This is a genomic window from Burkholderia sp. BCC0097 (genome assembly GCF_902832985.1).
Taxonomy (GTDB): Bacteria; Pseudomonadota; Gammaproteobacteria; order Burkholderiales; family Burkholderiaceae; genus Burkholderia; species Burkholderia orbicola.
Genome location: NZ_CADFDM010000016.1, coordinates 72,890 through 93,227 on the forward strand (window position 1 = coordinate 72,890; position 20,338 = coordinate 93,227).

A 20,338-nucleotide genomic window follows, 5' to 3' on the forward strand; every position below is an offset into this window, starting at 1 on the left:
GCGCGCCGTTACAGCGTGAACGCGCCCGGCAGCAACGCGCTGGCCGTCGTGATCTCGACGGCCCCTTTCAGGTTGGCGAGGATCACTTCGATGTCGGGCTTGCCGATCTCGATGATCACCTGACGACATGCGCCACACGGCGCGATCGGGCCGTCCGTGTCACCGACGACCGCGAGCCGCGCGAAATCCCCCGGCCGATAGCCGGCGGCGATCGCCGCGAACAGCGCCGTGCGTTCCGCGCAATTGCACAGGCCGTACGACGCGTTCTCGACGTTGCAGCCGTGGAAGACCGTCCCGTCGCGCGCCAGCAGCGCCGCGCCGACCTTGAAGCGCGAATACGGCGCATACGCGCGTTCGCGCGCCGCCTCCGCCTGTTCGATCAGTTCGTCTCGTTCCATCGTGGTGAAGCCTCCGGGAGCGCGGTCAGTCGACTCGCTGGTAAAGGGTCGGCGGCGCTTCGCCGGTCTCGCCGAGCACGTAGCCGCGGCGCACTGCGTCCACCGCGTGGGCCGCGGCCGCTTCGTCGCGGGCATGCACGAAACCCAGCGGCTCGCCCGCCTCGATGCGCTGCCCGATCTCCGCGAGCGCCGTCAAGCCGACGCTGACGTCGATCGCGTCCTCCGCGCGTGTGCGGCCGCCGCCGAGCGCGACCACCGCCAGCCCGAGCGCGCGGCAATCGACGCGCTGCACCACCCCGCTCGCGGGCGCCGGAACCGGCACGATCACCGCCGCGCGCGCCAGATGCCGTGCAGGCGCGTCGAGCAGATCGGCGGGGCCGCCGAGCGCGACGACCATGCGCGCGAAACGCTCCGCCGCCGCGCCCGAATCGAGCGCCTGCTGCAGCTTCTCGCGCGCGTGGGCGGCATCTCGCGCCAGTCCGCCGGTGACGAGCAATTCAGCCGACAGCGCCATCGTCACGTCATGCAACCGCGCCGGACGCGACTTGCCCGTCAGGTAGTCGATCGCGCATGCGACCTCGAGCGCATTGCCCGCGCACGGCGCGAGCGACTGGTTCATGTCGGTGAGAATCGCGGTCGTCTTCATGCCGGCGCCGTTGCCGACGTCGACGATGCTGCGGGCCAGTTCCGCCGATTTCTCCACGGTCGGCATGAATGCGCCGGAGCCGACCTTCACGTCCATCACGAGCCCGTCGAGCCCCGCCGCGAGCTTCTTCGACAGGATCGACGCGGTAATCATCGCGACCGATTCGACGGTCGCCGTCACGTCGCGGATCGCATAGATGCGCTTGTCGGCCGGCGCGAGCCGCGCGGTCTGGCCGATGATCGCGACGCCGACCTCGCGCACCGTGCGGCGAAACGCGTCCGTATCAGGCATCACGTCGTAACCGGGGATCGCGCTCAACTTGTCGAGCGTGCCGCCGGTATGGCCGAGGCCGCGCCCCGAGATCATCGGCACGTAGCCGCCGCACGCCGCCACCATCGGGCCGAGCATCAGCGACACGACGTCGCCGACGCCGCCCGTCGAATGCTTGTCGATCACCGGCCCGCCGAGATCGAGCGCGCGCCAGTCGAGCACGTCGCCCGAATCGCGCTGCGCGAGCGTCAGCGCGACGCGTTCGTCGGTGCTCAGGTCGTTGAAATACACGGCCATCGCGAACGCGGCCACCTGGCCCTCGGTCACGCTGCCGTCAGTCACGCCGCGCACGAACGCGGTCATCCCGTCGCGATCGAGCGGCTGCCCGTCGCGCTTCCTGCGAATGAATTCCTGCGGTAGAAACATCGTTACCCCTCTTCGAACGGTCGGAGTCGACTGCACGGTTCAATGCAGTGAAAAGAACAGGCCGGCAATCGCCGCGCTCATCAGGTTCGACAGCGTCGCGGCCGTCAGCGCGCGCAAGCCGAGCCGAGCGACGTCCGAGCGGCGCTCGGGCGCGACCGCGCTGAAGCCGCCAGCGAGAATCGCGATCGACGAGAAGTTCGCGAAGCCGCACAGCGCGAACGACACGATCGCGAGCGTCTTCGGATCGAGCACCTGCAGGCCGGCCGCCGCCGCGTGCGCGCCGCCCTTCAGGTACGGCGACAGGTCGCCGTACGCGACGAATTCGTTGAAGATCAGTTTCTCGCCGATGAAGTTGCCGGCCAGCGCCGCATCGTGCCACGGCACGCCGATGATCCATGCGAGCGGCGCGAACAGGTGGCCGATGATGCCGACCAGCGTGAGCTGCGGGAAGCCTGCGAACGCGGCCGCACTGCCGACGATCAGGTTCATCAGCGCGATGAGCCCGACGAACGCGATCAGCATCGCACCGACGTTGATCGCGATCCGCAGGCCGACCGACGCGCCGGAGGCGGCCGCCTCGATCACGTTGGCGGCGCGCTTGTCGTCGAAATCGAGGCCGTCGACCACCACGCGGCTCGGCTCGACGGTCGGAAACAGCAGCTTGCCGAACAGCAGCCCGCCCGGCACCGCCATGAACGACGCGGCGAGCAGATACTCCATCTTCACGCCGAGGCCGGCGTAGCCGACCAGCACCGAGCCCGCGACCGACGCCATCCCGCTCGCCATCACCGTGAAGATCTCGGCGCTCGTCATGTTGCGCACGAACGGCTTCACGAGCGCGGGCATCTCGCTCTGCCCGAGGAAGATCGTCGCGACAGCCGAGCACGCCTCGATGCGGCTCACACCGAGCACTTTCGCGAGCCCCGCCCCGAGGATCGCGACGATCCACTTCATCACGCCGATGTAGTACAGCACCGAGATCAGCGCGGTGACGAAGATGATCATCGGCAGCACGCGCAGGCCGAACACGAACCCGCCGTCGCCGAACAACTGGAACATGCGCGCGTCGACCAGCCCGCCGAACACGAACGCGATGCCGTGATTGCCCATGTCGAGCACGCGATTGACGCCGTTCGCGGCCCCGGCCAGCGCCGCGCGGCCCGACGGCACGAACAGGACGAGCGCACCGATCGCGAACTGCGTGAGCAGCGCGGCGATCATGGTCCGCGCGCTGACCGCGCGGCGGTTGTTCGACAGCAGATACGCGACCAGCAACAGAAAAAGCATACCGAGGAGACTGCGCAGAATATCCACCTTGTGCTCCTTTCTCACTATTTGAACTGTCCGGCGGGCGGCCCGTGCCCGCGACCCGTGCGATCGGGTTGGTGGATGTTACTCGCTCGATATGCGCGCCGGCAACGTCGCCAAAATCGCCGCGGTCAATGGCATCGATCGTTTCTTTTTTCGTGCGTCGACGACTTGATCAGTTCTTCTACCTACCCTGTGAAAACGCGCGGGGCGCGCCGTTCGAACGGACACGCCCCGCACGACCTGCGTCGTTCAACCCGCGCGTTCTACCGGATGCGGCTCGCGCAGCCGGTTCGCGATCCGCGCGGCCTCGTAGTAGCCCGCGCCCGGCGGGCGCTTCAGGTAGCGGCCCGCGCCGCGCACCGCGCGCAATTCGCCGTTGGCCCATGCGAGTGCGCCGCGCGTGAGCGTGTGCGTCGCGACGCCCTGCACCGTCATCCCCTCGAACACGTTGAAGTCGACCTGCTGGTGATGGGTCTTCACCGAGATCGTCTTCGTCGCGGCCGGGTCCCACACGACGAGGTCGGCATCGGCGCCAACCTGCACGGCGCCCTTGCGCGGATACAGGTTGAAGATCTGCGCGGCATTGGTCGACGTGATCCGCACGAACTCGTTCGGCGTGATGCGGCCGTGATTCACGCCGTGGTGCCACAGCACCGACATGCGATCCTCGACACCACCGCAGCCGTTCGGGATCTTCGTGAAATCCTCGCGGCCCATTGCCTTCTGCGATGCGCAGAACACGCAGTGATCGGTCGCCGTCGTATGCAGCTGCCCCGACTGCAGCCCGCGCCACAGCGCCTCGCGATGCTCGGCCGAGCGAAACGGCGGGCTCATCACGTGGGCTGCCGCGCGCGTCCAGTCCGGGTCGCGATAGACGGCCTCGTCGATCACGAGGTGGCCCGGCAGCACTTCGCCGAACACACGCAGCCCTTCGCTGCGCGCACGGGTGATCACGTCCACCGCGTCCTTTGCCGACACGTGCACGATATACACGGGCACGCCGAGCACCTGCGCGATGCGGATCGCGCGGTTCGCCGCCTCGCCTTCCACCTCCGGCGGCCGCGACAGCGGATGCGCCTCCGGCCCCGTGATCCCGCGCGCGAGCAGCGCCTTTTGCAGCTGGAACACGAGCTCGCCGTTTTCCGCGTGCACGGTCGGCAGCGCGCCGAGCTCGAGCGAACGCGTGAAGCTGTTCACGAGCACCTCGTCGTCGGCCATGATCGCGTTCTTGTACGCCATGAAGTGCTTGAAGCTCGATACGCCATGCTCGCGCACGAGCGTACCCATGTCGCGGTGCACGCTGTCGTCCCACCACGTCACGGCCACGTGGAAACCGTAATCCGAAGCCGACTTCTCGGCCCAGCCGCGCCATTCGCGGAACGCATCCATCAGCGGCTGCTTCGGACTCGGAATCACGAAGTCGATGATGCTCGTCGTGCCGCCCGACAGCCCGGCCGCGGTGCCCGAGTAGAAATCGTCGCTCGCGGTCGTGCCCATGAACGGCAGTTCCATGTGCGTGTGCGGATCGATGCCGCCCGGCATCACGTACTGGTCGTGCGCGTCGACGACGGCTGCGCCGGCCGGCGCGTCGATCTGCTCTCCGATCTGCAGGATCGTGCCGCCGTCCTGCGGGTCCGCGCAGAGTACGTCCGCACGATAGGAACGGTCCGCATCGACCACGGTGCCGCCACGAATCAGGATTGCCATTTCGTTGCCTCCTCGTTGACTGTCGGTGTCGCATGCCGCGCGCGAGCCGCATCCGGCCCGCGCGTGCGTCATGCGCTCGCGATCTGCGCGCGCTGTCCGGCGCGCCACTTCATCCAGGTGCCGTACACGCCCGACGCCAGCACGAGGCCGACGAACCACGCGTACGTGTAAAGCGTGTTGAAGAACGCCGGCACGTTCGGGAACGACGCCGGAAACGCCGTATGCAGGAAGCCCGGCAGGTTCGGCAGCACGCCGACCGCGAGCGCGACCAGCGCGGCCGGGTTCCAGCCCCGCGCGTAGCTGAAATCGCCGCGCTCGTCGAACAGTGCGCGCGTGTCGAGCTGCGTGCCGCGAATCAGGAAATAGTCGACCATCAGGATGCCCGCGACCGGCCCGAGCAGCGCCGAATAACCGACGAGCCAGGTGAAGATGTAGCCGTCGGTCGTCGCGAGGATCTTCCACGGCATCATCACGATCGCGATCGTCGCGGTGATCATCCCGCCCGCGCGATACGAGATCGCCTTCGGCCATAGGCTCGAAAAATCGTATGCAGGGCCGACCAGGTTCGCCGCGAGGTTGCAGCACATCGTGTCGAGCGTGAGGATCACGAGCGCAATGCCCACGCCGATGCCGGTCATCCGGCTCGTCAGATCGATCGGATCCCAGATCGCGTTGCCGTAGATCACGACGGTCGCCGACGTCACGACGACCGACACCACCGACAGCAGCGCCATCGGCAGCGGCAGCCCGATCGACTGCCCGATCATCTGGTCGCGCTGCGAATGCGCGAAGCGCGTGAAATCCGGAATGTTCAGCGCGAGCGTCGCCCAGAACCCGACCATCGCGGTCAGGCCCGGCCAGAAAGTCGCCCAGAACAGTCCGGCCTTCTTGCCGCCCGCCGCGAACTGCGACGGCGCCGACAGCATCGAGCCCACGCCACCGGCCTTCGACGTCGCCCACCACACGAGCGCCACGCACATCACGACCTTGATCGGCGCGGACCAGCTTTCGAGCCAGCGGATCGAATCGGTGCCGTGCAGGATGAAGTACAGCTGCAGCGCCCAGAAGGCGAGGAAGCACGCGAGTTGCCCGAACGAGACGCCGACGACGGGCAGCGCCGCGCCGTGCAGCGCGTTGCCGGTCAGGATGTTCAGCAGCGTGTAGATCGCGCTGCCGCCGAGCCAGGTCTGGATGCCGTACCAGCCGCAGGCGACGATCGCGCGCAGCAGTGCGGGCAGCTTCGCGCCCTGCGTGCCGAACGACGCGCGCACGAGCACCGCGTACGGAATCCCGTGCTTCGCGCCCGCATGGCCGATCAGCAGCATCGGCACGAGCACGATCAGGTTGCCGAACAGCACCGTCATCACCGCTTGCCACGGCGACATGCCTTCCTGGATCAAGCCGGCCGCGAGCATGTACGACGCGATGTTCATCACCATCCCGACCCACAGCGCCGCGAAGTGGTACCACTTCCACGTGCGCTGCGCCGGCGTCGTCGGCGCGAGGTCGTCGTTGTACAGGCTGCCGCCGCGCGCCGCGGCGCTGTCGGGATCGGCGGGATTCGCTGCGTGATTCATCGAACACACTCCACGAAAACGTCAGCGCCGGCATCGTGCGATGCCGGCCCGGGGAAACGAAAAGCGGCGGCGCAGTCCATGCCGCGCCGCCGGACTTCGGTCAGGCCGCCTTCGCGTGCTTCTCGGGCGCGGCCGCCGGGCCACTCGCACCGGCCTCCGCGCTCGCCGGATTGTTCGGATGCGTGGTCCAGTTCGCGTAGTCGCCCGAATCGACGCGCTCCATCGTGATGCATTGCTCGACCGGACACACATGCATGCAAAGATTGCACCCGACGCACTCCGAATCGACCACTTCGAAATGCCGCACGCCGTCCTTCGTCGCCGTGATCGCCTGATGCGACGTGTCCTCGCACGCGATATGGCACAGCCCGCACTGGATGCAGCGATCCTGGTCGATGCGCGCCTTGATGTCGTACTTCAGGTTCAGGTATTTCCAGTCCGTCACGTTCGGCACCGCGCGGCCGCGAATGTCGTCGAGCGTCGCGTAGCCCTTCTCGTCCATCCAGTTCGACAGGCCATCGGCGAGATCCGACACGATCCGGAAACCGTAATGCATCGCGGCGGTGCACACCTGCACGCTGCCGGCGCCGAGCACCATGAACTCGGCCGCGTCGCGCCACGACGAGATGCCGCCGATGCCCGAGATCGGCAGGTTCGGCGTTTCAGGGTCACGTGCGATCTCCGCGACCATGTTCAGCGCGATCGGCTTGACCGCCGGCCCGCAATAGCCGCCGTGCGTGCCCTTGCCGTCGACGGTCGGCATCGGCGCCATCTGGTCGAGATCGACCGCGACGATCGAGTTGATCGTGTTGATCAGCGACACACCGTCCGCACCGCCCTTGTACGCGGCGCGCGAGCCCATGCGGATGTCGCTGATGTTCGGCGTGAGCTTCACGAGGCACGGCAGCTTCGTGCCTTCCTTCACCCAGCGCGTGACCATCTCGACGTATTCGGGCACCTGCCCGACCGCCGCGCCCATCCCGCGCTCGCTCATCCCGTGCGGACAGCCGAAGTTGAGTTCGACCGCATCGGCGCCGGTGTCCTCGACGAGCGGCAGGATCCATTTCCAGTCGCGCTCGTTGCACGGCACCATCAGCGACACGATCAGCGCGCGGTCCGGCCAGTCGCGCTTCACCTGCGCGATCTCTCTCAGGTTCACGTCGAGCGGACGGTCGGTGATCAGCTCGATGTTGTTCAGCCCCGCGATGCGCTGGCCGTTCCACTGCACCGCGCCGTAGCGCGAACTGACGTTGACGACGTGCGGGTCCAGCCCGAGCGTCTTCCAGACGACGCCGCCCCAGCCCGCCTCGAAGGCGCGATTGACGTTGTAGGCCTTGTCGGTGGGCGGCGCGGACGCCAGCCAGAAGGGGTTCGGCGAAGTGATGCCTGCGATGGTGCAGCGGAGATCGGCCATGTTCGGCTCCGTGAGAAGGGGTCGTGTTCGTCGGTGTGCGTGCGGTGCGTCGCGCGTTCAGGCCGCCTTCGCGTCGCGCGCCGCGAGCGTCGCGTCGATCGACGCGGCCGCGCGCTTGCCGTCCTGCACGGCCTGCACCGTGAGGTCGACGCCGTCGGTTGCCGCGCAGTCGCCACCGGCCCATACGTCCGGCAGCGCCGTGCGCCCGTCCGCATCCACCGCGATCCGTGTGCCGTCCGCGGTCAGCAGCGCGGCTTCGACACCGTCCGGCACCAGCGTCTGGCCGATCGCCTTCAGCACCATGTCCGCGTCGACGGTGAAGCGCTCGCCCGATGCGCCCTCGAATTCGACGCCCGTCACCTGCCCGTCCGTGCCCGCGATGCGCACCGGCTTCGCGTGCGTGACGAGCGTGACGCCGCTCTTCTGCGCGAACTCGCGCTCGGCCCACGTCGCGCTCATTGCCTCCACACCGCGCCGGTACACCATCGTCACGCGCTCGGCGCCGAGCTTGCGACTCTGCACCGCCGCATCGATCGCCGTATTGCCGCCGCCGATCACGACCACGCGCCGCCCGACCGGCACGTTCGCGAGCGTGTCGGCCTGCCGCACCTGCTCGATGAAATCGACCGCGTTCATCACGCCGCCCAGTTGCTCGCCGTCGATCGCGAGCGCACGCACGCCGCCGAGGCCCATCGCAAGGAATACCGCGTCGTGCTGCTCGCGCAAGGCGTCGAGCGTCACGTCGCGCCCGAGCGCCATACCCGTTTCCAGCGTGATGCCGCCCACCGACAAGAGCCACTCGACTTCACGCTGCGCGAAATCGTCGACGGTCTTGTACGCGGCGATCCCGTATTCGTTGAGGCCGCCCGCCTTCGGACGCGCGTCGAACAACGTGACGCGGTGCCCTGCGAGTGCGAGCCGGTGCGCACACGCGAGCCCGGCCGGTCCCGCGCCGACCACCGCCACATGGCGGCCCGTTTCGGGCGCGCGCCGGAACTGCACCGCGCCGGTCTCCATCGCCCAGTCGGTCGCATGCCGCTGCAGCGCGCCGATCGCGACCGGCTGCGCATCCTGATGGTTGCGCACGCACGCGCCTTCACACAGGATCTCGGTCGGGCACACGCGGGCGCACATCCCGCCAAGCGGATTCGCGGACAGGATGTCGGTCGCCGCGCCTTTCAGGTTGCCGTTGCCGATCTTGCGGATGAAGCTCGGGATGTCGATCTGCGTCGGACACGCGTGCACGCACGGTGCGTCGTAGCAGTAGTGACAGCGGCTTGCGGCGGCCGCCGCGGCAGTCGGATCGAGCAGCGGCGCGATATCGGCGAATTCGCACGAGAGTTGCGTGGACGACAGGCGATGCGCGGCGATATCGCCGGTTGGCTGGGTGGTCATACGCGTTCCTTCGACTGGGTGGAGACAAAGCCGTCCCCGCCGGCTGAGGATGCACAGTCGGGGCGGTCGTGCTTAGGAATGCAAATGTCTGACGTTATGCAGCCTCACGGCCGCTACGGTTGCTCCGTCACGAGGCCGGCTCGCATGCGCGCGACAGCATCGCGTGCAACAGCACGTTCGCGCCGGCCTCGATCCATGCGGGCGTCGCGTCCTCGATCTCGTTGTGGCTGATGCCGTCGATGCAGGGCACGAACACCATCGACGTCGGCGCGACCTGCGCCAGATAGCACGCGTCATGCCCCGCGCCCGACACGATGTCGCGATGCGAGTAGCCGAAGCGATCGGCTGCATCGCGCACGGCGGCGACGCAGGCCGGGTCGAACGCGACCGGCTTGTAGTAGAAAATCTGCTCGAGTTCGGTTTCGAGTCCGATGTCGGCCGCGATGCGCGCGACGCCGTCGCGCAGCGCCGCATCCATCTTCGCGAGCACGGCGTCGTCCGGATGACGGAAATCGACGGTGAAGAACACGCGCCCGGGAATCACGTTGCGCGAGTTCGGGTGGACCTGCATCATGCCGACCGTCGCACAGCCGAACGGCGCATGATCGAGGCCGATCCGGTTGACGAGATCGACCACGCGCGATGCGCCGAGCAACGCATCGCGGCGGCGCGGCATCGGCGTCGGCCCCGCGTGCGCTTCCTGGCCGGTAAACGTGATCTCGTACCAGCGCTGCCCCTGCGCGTCGGTCACCACGCCGATCGTCTTGCATTCCGCCTCGAGAATCGGCCCCTGCTCGATATGCAGCTCAAAGGCCGCGTGCAGCTTGCGCCCGCCGCACGGCACGTCGCCCGCGTAGCCGATGCGCGCCAGTTCCTCGCCGATCGTCTTGCCGTCCACATCCTTGCGCGACAACCCGTATTCGAGCGGAAACACGCCCGCGAACACGCCCGACGCGACCATCGCGGGCGCGAAGCGCGAGCCCTCCTCGTTGGTCCAGATCACGACCTCGACCGGATGCTCGGTTTCGATGCCGTGATCGTTCAGACTGCGAATCACCTCGAGGCCGCCGAGCACGCCGTAGATACCGTCGAAGCGCCCGCCGGTCGGCTGCGAATCCGCGTGCGAACCCGTGACGACCGGTGCCGCGTCGGCCACGCGGCCTGCGCGGCGCATGAACACGTTGCCCATCGTATCGACCGTCACCGTGCAGCCGGCGGCCTTCGCCCAGCCGACGATCAGGTCGCGGCCGGCCTTGTCGAGATCGGTCAGCGCGAGGCGGCACACGCCGCCCTTCGGCGTCGCGCCGATCTTCGCGACTTCCATCAGGCTGTCCCACAACCGCTTGCCGTCGACCCTGATCGACGTGTCGAAAGCTGCCCGCTTCACTGTTTCCGATACCGCGCTCATTCGTATCGCTCCTGTGGGGTCGGTGATGTCGCCAGCCCGGTCTGTGCCGGTGCGTGCGAGGCCTGTTTCGGGGCACGCCGCACGGATGCGGTGCATGTCCATCGATGCAGGCAACGCGTTAAATCCTGTCCGATTGGACAGGTTTTAGACGATCAAAATGACCAGCGCAACGTCTTTCTTGCGTGACGCGACAGAGCGAGAAACGTGCCATCGCAACGCAGCATCGTCGTGACTGCCGCGCGGCCACATGCGTGCGCGCGACGCGAATCAGCGGCTAGAATGAAGCCCAACGCGGCATGGCCGCCGCGCGAGGGTAACGATGAGACATGACGAGGCGGCAATCGCAGCCACCGACCGTGACGAAACGCCGGCGCCTTTGCGGCGACGCAAGGCGCACATTCGCGAGTCCAACGAAGCGCATCTGCTCGCGTGCGCGGAAGCCGTATTCGCGGAACGCGGGCTCGCCGGCGCCAGCACCGCGATGATCGCGGAGCGCGCCGGCTTGCCGAAGGCGAACGTGCACTACTACTTCCCGACCAAGCTCACGCTGTACCGCCGCGTGCTCGACGACCTGTTCGAGGACTGGCATCGCGCGGCCGGCTCGTTCGAGGCCGACGACGATCCGGTCGAAGCGATCGGCAGCTACGTGCGCGCGAAGATGACGCTGTCGCAGCGGCGCCCGCTCGGCTCGAAGGTGTGGGCCAACGAGATCATCCACGGCGCGGAGCACATGCAGGACATCCTGTCGCAACGCGTGAAGCCGTGGTTCGACGCGCGCGTCGGGGTAATCGAAGGCTGGATCGCGCGCGGGCTGCTCGCGCCGATCGACCCGCATGCGCTGATGTACCTGATCTGGGCGACCACGCAGCACTATGCGGATTTCGATGCGCAGATTCGTGCGCTCAGCGGCAAGCGCGCGTTCACGAAGAAGGCGTTCGACGAGAAAACCGAGCAGGTCGTGCAGCTCGTGATTCGCGCGTGCGGCGCGGTGTCGCCGAACGCGAAGCCTTAGCGCGATACGACGCTTCCATCGAATAAAAACGGGCGGCGCGCATCACACGGGGATGTCCCGTGCGATACGCGCCGCCCGTGACGCCGCGTTCGCGCGTGCGAACGATGCGATGCGCGACGTATTACGCGATGCGCTCGATCGCAACGGCCGTCGCTTCGCCGCCGCCGATACACAGCGATGCGACGCCGCGCGTCAGGCCATACGTTTCGAGCGCGGCCAGCAGCGTCACCATCACGCGCGCACCCGATGCGCCGATCGGATGCCCGAGCGCGCACGCGCCGCCGTGCACGTTCACCTTCTCGTGCGGCAGATCGAGGTCGCGCATCGCGGCCATCGGCACCACCGCGAACGCTTCATTGATCTCGAACAGGTCGACGTCGCGCAGGTTCCAGCCGGTTTTCTCGGACAGCTTGCGCAGCGCGCCGATCGGTGCGGTCGCGAACAGGCCGGGCTTGTCCGCATGAGTCGAATGCCCGACGATCACGGCCTTCGGCGTGAGGCCGAGGCGTTCGGCTTCCGAGCGGCGCATCATCACCAGCGCGGCCGCGCCGTCCGAGATCGACGATGCGTTCGCGGCCGTCACCGTGCCGCCGTCGCGAAACGCCGGCTTCAGCGTCGGAATCTTGTCGAGTTTCGCCTTGCCGGGCTGCTCGTCGATCGACACGACGCTTTCCGTCTTGCCGGCCTTCACGGTCACCGGCGCGATTTCCGACACGAAACGCCCTTCCGCGATCGCACGCTGCGCCCGCGTCAGCGACGCAATCGCGAACGCATCCTGCGCTTCGCGGGTGAACTGGTAGGCCTGCGCGCAATCCTCGGCGAAGGTGCCCATCAGGCGGCCCTTTTCATACGCATCCTCGAGCCCGTCGAGGAACATGTGGTCGAGCACCTGCCCGTGACCCATGCGCATGCCCGCCCGTGCCTTCGGCAGCAGGTACGGCGCATTCGTCATGCTCTCCATCCCGCCCGCCACGGCCACGCCCGCCGAACCCGCCAGCAGCAGGTCGTGCGCGAACATCGCCGCCTTCATCCCCGAACCGCACATCTTGTTGACCGTGGTCGCGCCCGCCCCGAGCGGCAGCCCGGCCTTCAGCGCGGCCTGTCGCGCGGGCGCCTGGCCCTGGCCGGCCGGCAGCACGCAGCCGAACACGATTTCGTCGATGCGTTCGGCCGGCACGTTCGCGCGCTCGAGCGCGGCGCGAATCGCCACCGCGCCAAGGTCGCTCGCGCTGGCCGCCGCCAGGTCGCCCTGAAAACCACCCATCGGCGTGCGCGCCGCGCCCACGATTACGATCGGATCCTGAGTCGTCATGATTCGCTTCCTCCAGTGTCAGCGCGGTGCCATGCGCAACGCGCCATCGAGACGGATGACCTCGCCGTTCAGCATCGTGTTCTCGGCGATGTGGCGCACCAGCGCCGCAAATTCTTCCGGGCGGCCGAGCCGCGGCGGGAACGGCACGCTCTTGCCGAGCGCGTCCTGCACGTCCTGCGGCATGCCGGCCATCATCGGCGTCGCGAAGATGCCGGGCGCGACCGTCACGACGCGAATGCCGAAGCGCGCGAGTTCGCGCGCGATCGGCAGCGTCATGCCCACCACGCCGCTCTTCGACGCCGCATACGCGGCTTGTCCGATCTGTCCGTCGAACGCCGCGACCGACGCGGTGTTGACGATCACGCCGCGCTCGCCTTCCGCATCGGCGTCCTGCTTAGACATCGCTTCGGCAGCCAGCCGGATCATGTTGAATGTGCCGACGAGGTTGATCGACACCGCCCGCGCGAAGCGCTCGAGCGAGTGCGGACCGTCGCGGCCGACGACCTTCTCGCCCGGCGCGACGCCCGCGCAGTTGACGAGCGCATCGACGCGGCCGAACGCGTCGCGCGCGGCCGCGACGGCCGCCTGACCGTCGGCTTCGCTCGTCACGTCGGTCTTCACGAAGCGTGCGGCCGCGCCGAGTTCGTTCGCGAGACCCGCGCCCGCCACGTCATTGACGTCCAGCAGCACGGCCTTGCCGCCTTGCGCGACGACCATGCGCGCCACCGCGGCGCCGAGGCCGGAACCGGCGCCGGTAATCAGAAAAACGCGATCCTTGATATTCATTGGCAGTCCGTATTCAGGGTTGAGCGACTTTCTCGGCTTCCATCTTGCGCAACACGAAGCGCTGGATCTTGCCGCTCGGGGTTTTCGGCAGCGCGTCGACGAAGTCGATCGCGCGCGGATAAGCGTGAGCGGACAGCCGCCGCTTCACGTGCAGACTCAATTCCTCGGCGAGTTCGGGGGTGCCGTCGAACCCGTTCGACAGGACGACGAACGCCTTCACGATCTCCGTGCGCTCCGGGTCGGGCACGCCGATCACGGCGGCCTCGCTGACGGCCGGGTGCTCGATCAGCGCGCTCTCCACGTCGAACGGGCCGATCCGGTAGCCGGACGACGTGATCACGTCGTCCGCTCGGCCGATGAAGCTCACGGCGCCGTCCGGCTCCAGCTCCACGTTGTCGCCGGTCCGGTAATAGCCGCCCGCGATCGCCGGCGTGTCCTGCTGCCAGTAGCCGCGGAACCACAGCAGCGGCGAGCGCGCGATGTCGATCGCGAGGTTGCCGGGCTCGCCGGGGCCGAGTTCGCGGCCCGCTTCGTCGAGCACAGCGACGCGGTAGCCCGGCATCGCGAAGCCGGCCGAACCGACGTGCACCACGTGAGTGAGGCCGTGATGGTTGTTCACGACCATGCCCAGCTCGGTCTGGCCGTAGTGATCGTGGATCGGCGCGCCGAGCGCCGCGTGGAACCAGCGCACGACCTCCGGGTTCAACGGTTCGCCCGCGCTGCTCACCACGCGCAGCCGGCCCTTCACGCGCCCGGCCGCTTCCGTCCCGGCCGCCATCAGCATCCGGAATGCGGTCGGCGAACCCGCGAGGCTCGTGATGCCGAGCCGGTCGATCACATCGTACGTGCTCTCGACCGTGAAACTGCCCTCGTACAGCGTCGTCGCATGACCGAGTAGCAGCGGGCCAGTGATCGCGTAATAGAGGCCGTACGCCCAGCCCGGATCGGCGATGTTCCAGAACCGGTCGTCAGCACGCAGGTCGACCGCTTCGCGCATGTACGCGCCGAACGCGAGCAACGCGTACAGCGGCACCGGCACGCCCTTCGGCAATCCGGTCGTGCCCGACGTCGACATCATCATGAACAGGTCCGACCCCTTGCGCGGTACCGGCTCGAACGTATCGGACTGCACGTCGAGCGCCGCGCGGAAATCGATGTCGTGCACCGGCAGCGCCTCGCCTGCTTCGCGCACCGTCGCGACTAGCGGGCAATCGGCGATTTCGTCGAGCTTCGCGCGATTCGCGACGTTGGTCACAATGAGCCGCGCATCGCTCATGCGCAGCCGGTGCTCGATCGCCTTCGGACCGAACGCGGTAAACAGCGGCTGGTACACGGCGCCCGCGCGCCACGTACCGAGGATCGTCGCGACGAGCTCCGGCGTGCGCGGCAGCAGGCCGGCCACCACGTCGCCCGGCTTCACGCCCTGCGCGACGAGCAGGTTCGCGACCCGGGCCGACCACGCCTGCATTTGCGCGAACGTAAAGCGGTGGTGCTGCCCGCCGGCGTCGATCCAGTCGAGCGCGATCGCGTCCGCCTTCGCGTGCCGGTCGCAACATTCGACACACGCGTTCAGGCCGCGCTCCAGATCGCCGTCCAGTTGCGCGGCAGCGGTCTCGATATTGAAACGGGCCACGGCGTCGGCGTAGGCCGGCACCGCGCGGGCGGTAGCTCCTTCAGGCATGCGTGTCTCCTGTGCGTTATAGCCGCCGACGAGCCAGAGGCGCGACGGGGATACATCGATAGTAGACAGCCCCTACATTGCAATCAATGACAAACGGAATCTAGAATCGTGATTGCTTTTGCCATGTCGGGAGGACGCAGAAAATGGGGCCGCAGATGATTTCGCCGGATTTCGTCGACGATGCGCTCGCGTGCCTGCGCCGGCGCGACCTGCCGACCGCGCCCGTGCTGCGTGCCGCCGGGCTGCCGGCCGCCGTGCACGAGCCCGTCACGCCGCAGCAGTACGGCCGGCTGTGGCTCGCGATCGCCGGTACGCTCGACGACGAATTCTTCGGGCTTGCCGCGCGCCCAATGCGGCGCGGCAGCTTTACGCTGCTGTGTCACGCGGTGCTGCACGCCGGCACGCTCGACAAGGCGCTGCGGCGCGCGCTGAAGTTCCTCCGTGTGGTGCTCGACGAGCCGCATGGCGAACTCGTCGTGGCCGACGGGCAGGCGCAGATCGTGCTGGCGCAATCGGGTGCGCCGTATCCGGCATTCGCGTACCGGACGTTCTGGCTGATCCTGCTGGGCGTCGCGTGCTGGCTGATCGGCCGGCGCATCCCGCTGCAGCGCATCGATTTCGCGTGCCCGAGCCTCGGCCAGCGCAGCGACTATCACCAGTTCTTCGGCGTCCCGGTGCATTTCGACCGGCCCGACAGCCGACTCGCGTTCAACGCCGCGTACCTCGCGCTACCGACGATCCGCTCGGAGCAGGCACTGCGGACCTTCCTGCGCGGCGCACCCGGCAATCTCCTCGTGCGCTACCGGCACGACACGGGCTGGGTCGCGAAGACGCGCGCGCACCTGAAGGCGCTGCCGGCCGGCGAATGGCCCGACTTCGACACGCTGGCCGTGCGCCTCGACACGACGCCCGCGACGCTGCGGCGGCGTTTGCGCAGCGAAGGGCAAAGTTTCGCGGCGATCAAGGACGAGTTACGCGGCGCGCTGGCCCAGTCGCTGCTGCGCGGGCACGCGCTCAGCGTCGCGGAGATCGCGGTCGAGCTCGGCTTCACCGAGCCGAGCGCGTTTCATCGCGCGTTCCGGAAATGGACAGGCACGAGCCCCGGTGCGTTTCGGCGCGACGTGCATGCGGCGAAGGCGGAGTCTTGACTGGCGAGGTGGATGCGGAGCGTCCCGTCATGTGCGGTCGATACGCGCCTGTCCGGTTTCTTCCGCGTTCCGGTGCGAATCTGCGTACCGCTCACCGCACCGCGGAAAACGCAGGACGTTGCGTCCCGATCCGTCTGACCACATACTGATCGGCAATCCGAACAAGGTTGCGTCGATGGTGAATGTCGATGAAAGCGCCGCTTCGATCTTCGGCGTGATCGGAACGGCCGTGTCGCTGCTGGCGGCGATTCCTTACGGGCTCGCGATCTATCGGCGCACCGTTCGCCCGCATCTGTTCACGTGGCTCGTGTGGTCGGTCGTCACGGCGATCGCGGCCGCCGGCCAGTTCGTCGCGGGCGCGGGCCCGTCCGCATGGTGCACGGCGGCGATTGCCGTCACGTGCTTTCTGACGCTGATCGCCAGCCTGTTTCGCGGCGAGCGCGGCTGGACGGGCGTCGACTGGCTGTTCCTGTGTGCAGCACTGTCAGCCATTCCGCTGTGGATGCTGACCGACGATCCGACGGTGTCGATCTGCCTGGTCACGCTGATCGAGCTGGCCGGCCTCGGCCCGACCGTGCGCAAGACGATCCGGGATCCGTGGAGCGAGAGCCTCGTCTATTTCGCGCTGTGCGTGCTCAAGTACGCGCTGGCGTTGCTGGCACTGAGCACGTGGAGTATCGCGGTCGCGTTCTATCCGGTCGTCAACCTGATCGCGTCGATCGGCATCTGCATGGTGATGCTGGTCCGGCGTCAGTCGCTGTCGAATGCGCGATAGACCGAGTTTGTCGCCCCCGTGCCGCTTTCCCTCCGAAATGATGCGAGGCCTGACATGGATGCAATCCGTACCGTCATCGAACCCAGCGAAATCGCGCTCCGCACGGCGATGCTGGCCAACGACGTCGAAGCGCTCGACGCGCTGCTGGACGACGATCTGGTGTTTACAGTCCCGACCGGCCAGGTCATCTCGAAAGAGGGCGACCTGGCCGTGCATCGCGCGAAGCTCTTGCGTCTCGACACACTCGACGTCATCGAAATGCGCGCATCCGCGGTCGACGAAATGATCCTCACCACGACGCGAGCGGCTCTCGCCGGCCGTTTCGATGGCGCGGCATTCACCGGCATGTTCGCTTATACGCGCCTCTGGCGTCGATCGGGCGCCCACTGGCGCGTCGTCGCCGGACATGCGTCGCAGGTCATATAGCCTCGCCGGGCGTGTGCATTTGAATGGCATCGCGCAACGCTGCGGCGAGCGGGTCGGCTGTCGATCGGGCGATGAGACCGTACGATCCGGATGATGCACTCATGAAAACGCCGACCGAGGGTGTCCGCCATGACGAGAGCCAAAATGCACAAGCTATTTACCGTGCGTGCTGCGCGTGCCACGGATGCGGACGAACTCACACGACTGGCGCGCCTTTCGAAGGCGCACTGGGGCTATCCGAAGGAATGGCTGGACGTGTGGCAAAACGATCTCACGATCTCGCCGGAGACGATCGAAGGGGCAATCGGTTACGTCGCGGAATCAGGCGAGTCGATCATCGGATTCTGGATCCGAGCATCGTTGAATTCGGATCGTCCAACGCCCGGATGGCTGTTCGTTCATCCCGATCACATGGGTCAGGGCGTCGCCCGTGCGCTGTGGGAATCGGTTCGGACCGAGGCCGCCGCGAGAGGAATCAAGAGCTTTGTGATCGAAGCCGATCCCAATGCCGCGCCGTTCTATCTGACACTGGGGGCCGAAAAGATCGGCGAAAAGGAATCGAGCGCCATCCCGGGCAGATTTTTTCCGATCTTGCGGATCATGGTCTGTGGAGCAGCCCCCTGAAACGCCGGACACAGTCACCCACTTACAATAACGGGTAGGCATACGACTATGTTTTTGACTAACACCAAGCAAGAAGTGATGGAAGTATTGACGGGACCCGAGCGCCGGCGGCGGTGGTCGGTAGAAGAAAAAGTGTCGATGGTCAGGGAGACCTTCGAGCCGGGCAAGACGGTTTCGATGGTGGCGCGCCTGTACGGTGTGAATCCGAATCAGCTGTTTCATTGGCGCAAGCTCTACCAGGACGGCAGCCTCTCGGCAGTCAGTGCTGGCGAAGAAGTTGTGCCGGCGTCGGAACTGAGCGATGCCCTCAAGCAAATCCGTGAGCTTCAGCGACTGCTCGGCAAAAAGACCATGGAAAACGAAATTCTTCGTGAGGCGGTGGAGGTGGCGAAGTCACGAAAATGGATTGCGCGCTCACCCTCATTGCCGGGGGACGAGCAGTGAAGCAGGTCTGCGACGTTCTCGGTGTAGCGCGCTCGAACATGGCGGCAAGGCTTGCAAGACCGGCAGATTGGCTGGATGGACGTAGTGCCAGGAAGACGGACGATGCCGGACTGGTGGAAGAGATTCGGCAGACCGTCGCTGAGCTGCCGAGCTACGGCTACCGCCGCGTTTGGGGCATGTTGCGCCGCGAGCGGGAGCGCCGGGGTATCGCTCCCGTGAATGCCAAACGCGTGTATCGGGTGATGCGCGTTCACGGCTTGCTGCTACAACGCCGGCCCTCTCCACCACGGCCGCAGCGTCGGCACGATGGCAAGGTCGCAGTGGCTAAGAGCAACCAGCGCTGGTGTTCTGACGGCTTCGAGTTTCGTTGCGACAACGGCGAACCGCTGCGCGTCACGTTCGCTCTAGATTGCTGTGACCGGGAAGCGTTGAGCTGGGCGGCAACGACTGGCGGCCACAGCGGCGACGTGGTGCGTGATGTCATGCTGGCAGCCGTTGAGAACCGCTTTGGCTACGTCCTGAAGGCTCCGACGGAAATCGAATGGCTGACGGACAACGGCTCGGGCTATACGGCGGAAAAGACCAGGGTCTTCGCGTCTGGCATTGGCCTGAAGCCATTGACCACACCTGTCTGCAGCCCGCAAAGTAACGGCATGGCAGAAAGCTTCGTGAAGACGATGAAGCGTGACTACGTGGGGTTCATGCCCAAGCCAGACGCCGCGAGCGCAGCGCGCAATCTCGCTATCGCGTTCGAGCATTACAACGGGAAGCATCCGCATAGCGCGTTGAAGTATCGCTCTCCACGTGAGTTCAGGCGAACCTTGGCCAGGGAGGGAGTCTGATGCAACCTGATGTGGTACTACGTCTCCGCCTCAGAACCACGGCCGAAGGGGGACGAAATGGGCCGGTGTTCATAAATCCGGGCATGCACTTCGGTTGCCCGCTGGTTATCGACGGCCAATACTTCGATTGCCGCTGGTTGGTGGACGGTCGAGCTCTCGAACTTGGTCACGAACACGATGTACCGGTAAAGTTTCTGTCCTTCGCCCTGGTTGCCCCACTTCTGGCAGTCGGGAAAGAAATCCAGATGTGGGAGGGCGGGGTCTTCGCAGATGGCGTCATTACGGACATCTGTCGAACACCTGATTCGCAACATTGATGAGTTCGTTCTGGCGCGTGTCCGGAGATACAGGGGCAAATCCAGTCTGATGGGTGAGGAGATCGCAGCAAGATGACTCACTGCGTACGGTCGATGAGATTGGGCTACCAGCTGCGGTAAGAGAGGTTGCAGCGGAGAAATACCGAGGTTCGCTCAGTCCGATAGCGGACCTGATTTCTGAGACTTCGGCGGCCCGCTGCTTAGACGTGCTGCCGCGCGGTCTTTCAGTACGAGCTGCGGCCCATACTAGGCGCACCGTACATTTCCATCGCTGAAATGCAAAAACCCCCGCCTTTTGGGCGGGGGTTTTTGGCTTAGGGAGCCTGACGATTACCTACTTTCACACGGGAATCCGCACTATCATCGGCGTAGAGTCGTTTCACGGTCCTGTTCGGGATGGGAAGGGGTGGGACCGACTC

General features: G+C 66.7%; 17 protein-coding genes and 1 rRNA gene. 6 read left to right on the top strand and 12 right to left on the bottom strand.

The window, feature by feature from the left end:
- Nucleotides 1-8 precede the first annotated feature (8 nt).
- From HWX07_RS35300 to HWX07_RS35335, 8 genes are all read right to left on the bottom strand, one after another.
- Nucleotides 9-398: a cytidine deaminase gene (locus tag HWX07_RS35300; protein WP_175879352.1), complete on the bottom strand. Its 390-nt coding sequence runs from the start codon at nt 396-398 to the stop codon at nt 9-11.
- Between the two features lie 25 nt (nt 399-423).
- Nucleotides 424-1,740 carry a thymidine phosphorylase gene (deoA, locus tag HWX07_RS35305; RefSeq protein WP_175879353.1) on the bottom strand — a complete coding sequence of 439 codons (1,317 nt, stop codon included), beginning with the start codon at nt 1,738-1,740 and terminating at the stop codon, nt 424-426.
- A gap of 39 nt (nt 1,741-1,779) precedes the next feature.
- Nucleotides 1,780-3,054, bottom strand: a complete 1,275-nt coding sequence (locus tag HWX07_RS35310; protein ID WP_175879354.1) for a NupC/NupG family nucleoside CNT transporter — start codon at nt 3,052-3,054, stop codon at nt 1,780-1,782.
- A 246-nt stretch (nt 3,055-3,300) separates the two neighbouring features.
- Entirely contained in the window at nt 3,301-4,758 is a 1,458-nt protein-coding gene (hydA, locus tag HWX07_RS35315) for a dihydropyrimidinase (RefSeq protein ID WP_175879355.1), read from the bottom strand.
- A 68-nt stretch (nt 4,759-4,826) separates the two neighbouring features.
- The gene (locus HWX07_RS35320) at nt 4,827-6,335 is read right to left on the bottom strand and encodes an NCS1 family nucleobase:cation symporter-1 (protein ID WP_175879356.1); all 1,509 of its coding nucleotides are present in this window, start codon (nt 6,333-6,335) and stop codon (nt 4,827-4,829) included.
- Between the two features lie 100 nt (nt 6,336-6,435).
- Complete coding sequence (gene preA / locus HWX07_RS35325; RefSeq protein WP_027811374.1) at nt 6,436-7,749, bottom strand: NAD-dependent dihydropyrimidine dehydrogenase subunit PreA; 1,314 nt, start codon at nt 7,747-7,749, stop codon at nt 6,436-6,438.
- A gap of 57 nt (nt 7,750-7,806) precedes the next feature.
- On the bottom strand, nt 7,807-9,144 hold the full coding sequence (locus HWX07_RS35330; protein ID WP_175879357.1) for an NAD(P)-dependent oxidoreductase: 1,338 nt from the start codon (nt 9,142-9,144) through the stop codon (nt 7,807-7,809).
- Nucleotides 9,145-9,271: 127 nt separating this feature from the next.
- Nucleotides 9,272-10,552: a Zn-dependent hydrolase gene (locus HWX07_RS35335; RefSeq protein ID WP_175879358.1), complete on the bottom strand. Its 1,281-nt coding sequence runs from the start codon at nt 10,550-10,552 to the stop codon at nt 9,272-9,274.
- A 319-nt stretch (nt 10,553-10,871) separates the two neighbouring features.
- On the opposite strand from HWX07_RS35335, the gene HWX07_RS35340 reads away from it, so the two are divergent.
- Nucleotides 10,872-11,564, top strand: a complete 693-nt coding sequence (locus HWX07_RS35340; protein WP_175879359.1) for a TetR/AcrR family transcriptional regulator — start codon at nt 10,872-10,874, stop codon at nt 11,562-11,564.
- Nucleotides 11,565-11,685: 121 nt separating this feature from the next.
- On the opposite strand, the gene HWX07_RS35345 is transcribed toward HWX07_RS35340, so the two are convergent.
- The 3 genes from HWX07_RS35345 to HWX07_RS35355 are packed head-to-tail and all read right to left on the bottom strand — an operon-like array spanning nt 11,686 to nt 15,343.
- Nucleotides 11,686-12,876: an acetyl-CoA C-acetyltransferase gene (locus HWX07_RS35345; protein WP_175879360.1), complete on the bottom strand. Its 1,191-nt coding sequence runs from the start codon at nt 12,874-12,876 to the stop codon at nt 11,686-11,688.
- 18 nt (nt 12,877-12,894) lie between these two features.
- The gene (locus HWX07_RS35350; RefSeq protein WP_175879361.1) at nt 12,895-13,662 is read right to left on the bottom strand and encodes a 3-hydroxyacyl-CoA dehydrogenase; all 768 of its coding nucleotides are present in this window, start codon (nt 13,660-13,662) and stop codon (nt 12,895-12,897) included.
- A gap of 13 nt (nt 13,663-13,675) precedes the next feature.
- Nucleotides 13,676-15,343, bottom strand: a complete 1,668-nt coding sequence (locus HWX07_RS35355; RefSeq protein ID WP_175879362.1) for an acyl-CoA synthetase — start codon at nt 15,341-15,343, stop codon at nt 13,676-13,678.
- A gap of 143 nt (nt 15,344-15,486) precedes the next feature.
- Here HWX07_RS35355 and HWX07_RS35360 point away from each other — a divergent pair, with 143 nt between their 5' ends.
- From HWX07_RS35360 to HWX07_RS35380, 5 genes are all read left to right on the top strand, one after another.
- Entirely contained in the window at nt 15,487-16,491 is a 1,005-nt protein-coding gene (locus tag HWX07_RS35360; protein WP_175879363.1) for an AraC family transcriptional regulator, read from the top strand.
- Between the two features lie 175 nt (nt 16,492-16,666).
- Nucleotides 16,667-17,266: a hypothetical protein gene (locus HWX07_RS35365; RefSeq protein WP_175879364.1), complete on the top strand. Its 600-nt coding sequence runs from the start codon at nt 16,667-16,669 to the stop codon at nt 17,264-17,266.
- A gap of 54 nt (nt 17,267-17,320) precedes the next feature.
- On the top strand, nt 17,321-17,692 hold the full coding sequence (locus tag HWX07_RS35370) for a nuclear transport factor 2 family protein (protein ID WP_175879371.1): 372 nt from the start codon (nt 17,321-17,323) through the stop codon (nt 17,690-17,692).
- A gap of 144 nt (nt 17,693-17,836) precedes the next feature.
- Nucleotides 17,837-18,316 carry a GNAT family N-acetyltransferase gene (locus HWX07_RS35375; RefSeq protein ID WP_175879365.1) on the top strand — a complete coding sequence of 160 codons (480 nt, stop codon included), beginning with the start codon at nt 17,837-17,839 and terminating at the stop codon, nt 18,314-18,316.
- A gap of 78 nt (nt 18,317-18,394) precedes the next feature.
- Nucleotides 18,395-19,602, top strand: a protein-coding gene (locus tag HWX07_RS35380; RefSeq protein ID WP_175879372.1) for an IS3 family transposase whose coding sequence is annotated in 2 segments (ribosomal slippage) — nt 18,395-18,701 and nt 18,701-19,602 — 1,209 coding nt in all. Because the reading frame shifts where the segments join, the coding sequence is not laid out codon by codon here.
- A 638-nt stretch (nt 19,603-20,240) separates the two neighbouring features.
- On the opposite strand, the gene rrf is transcribed toward HWX07_RS35380, so the two are convergent.
- Nucleotides 20,241-20,338 (bottom strand): 5S ribosomal RNA (rrf, locus tag HWX07_RS35385); the annotation flags it as partial.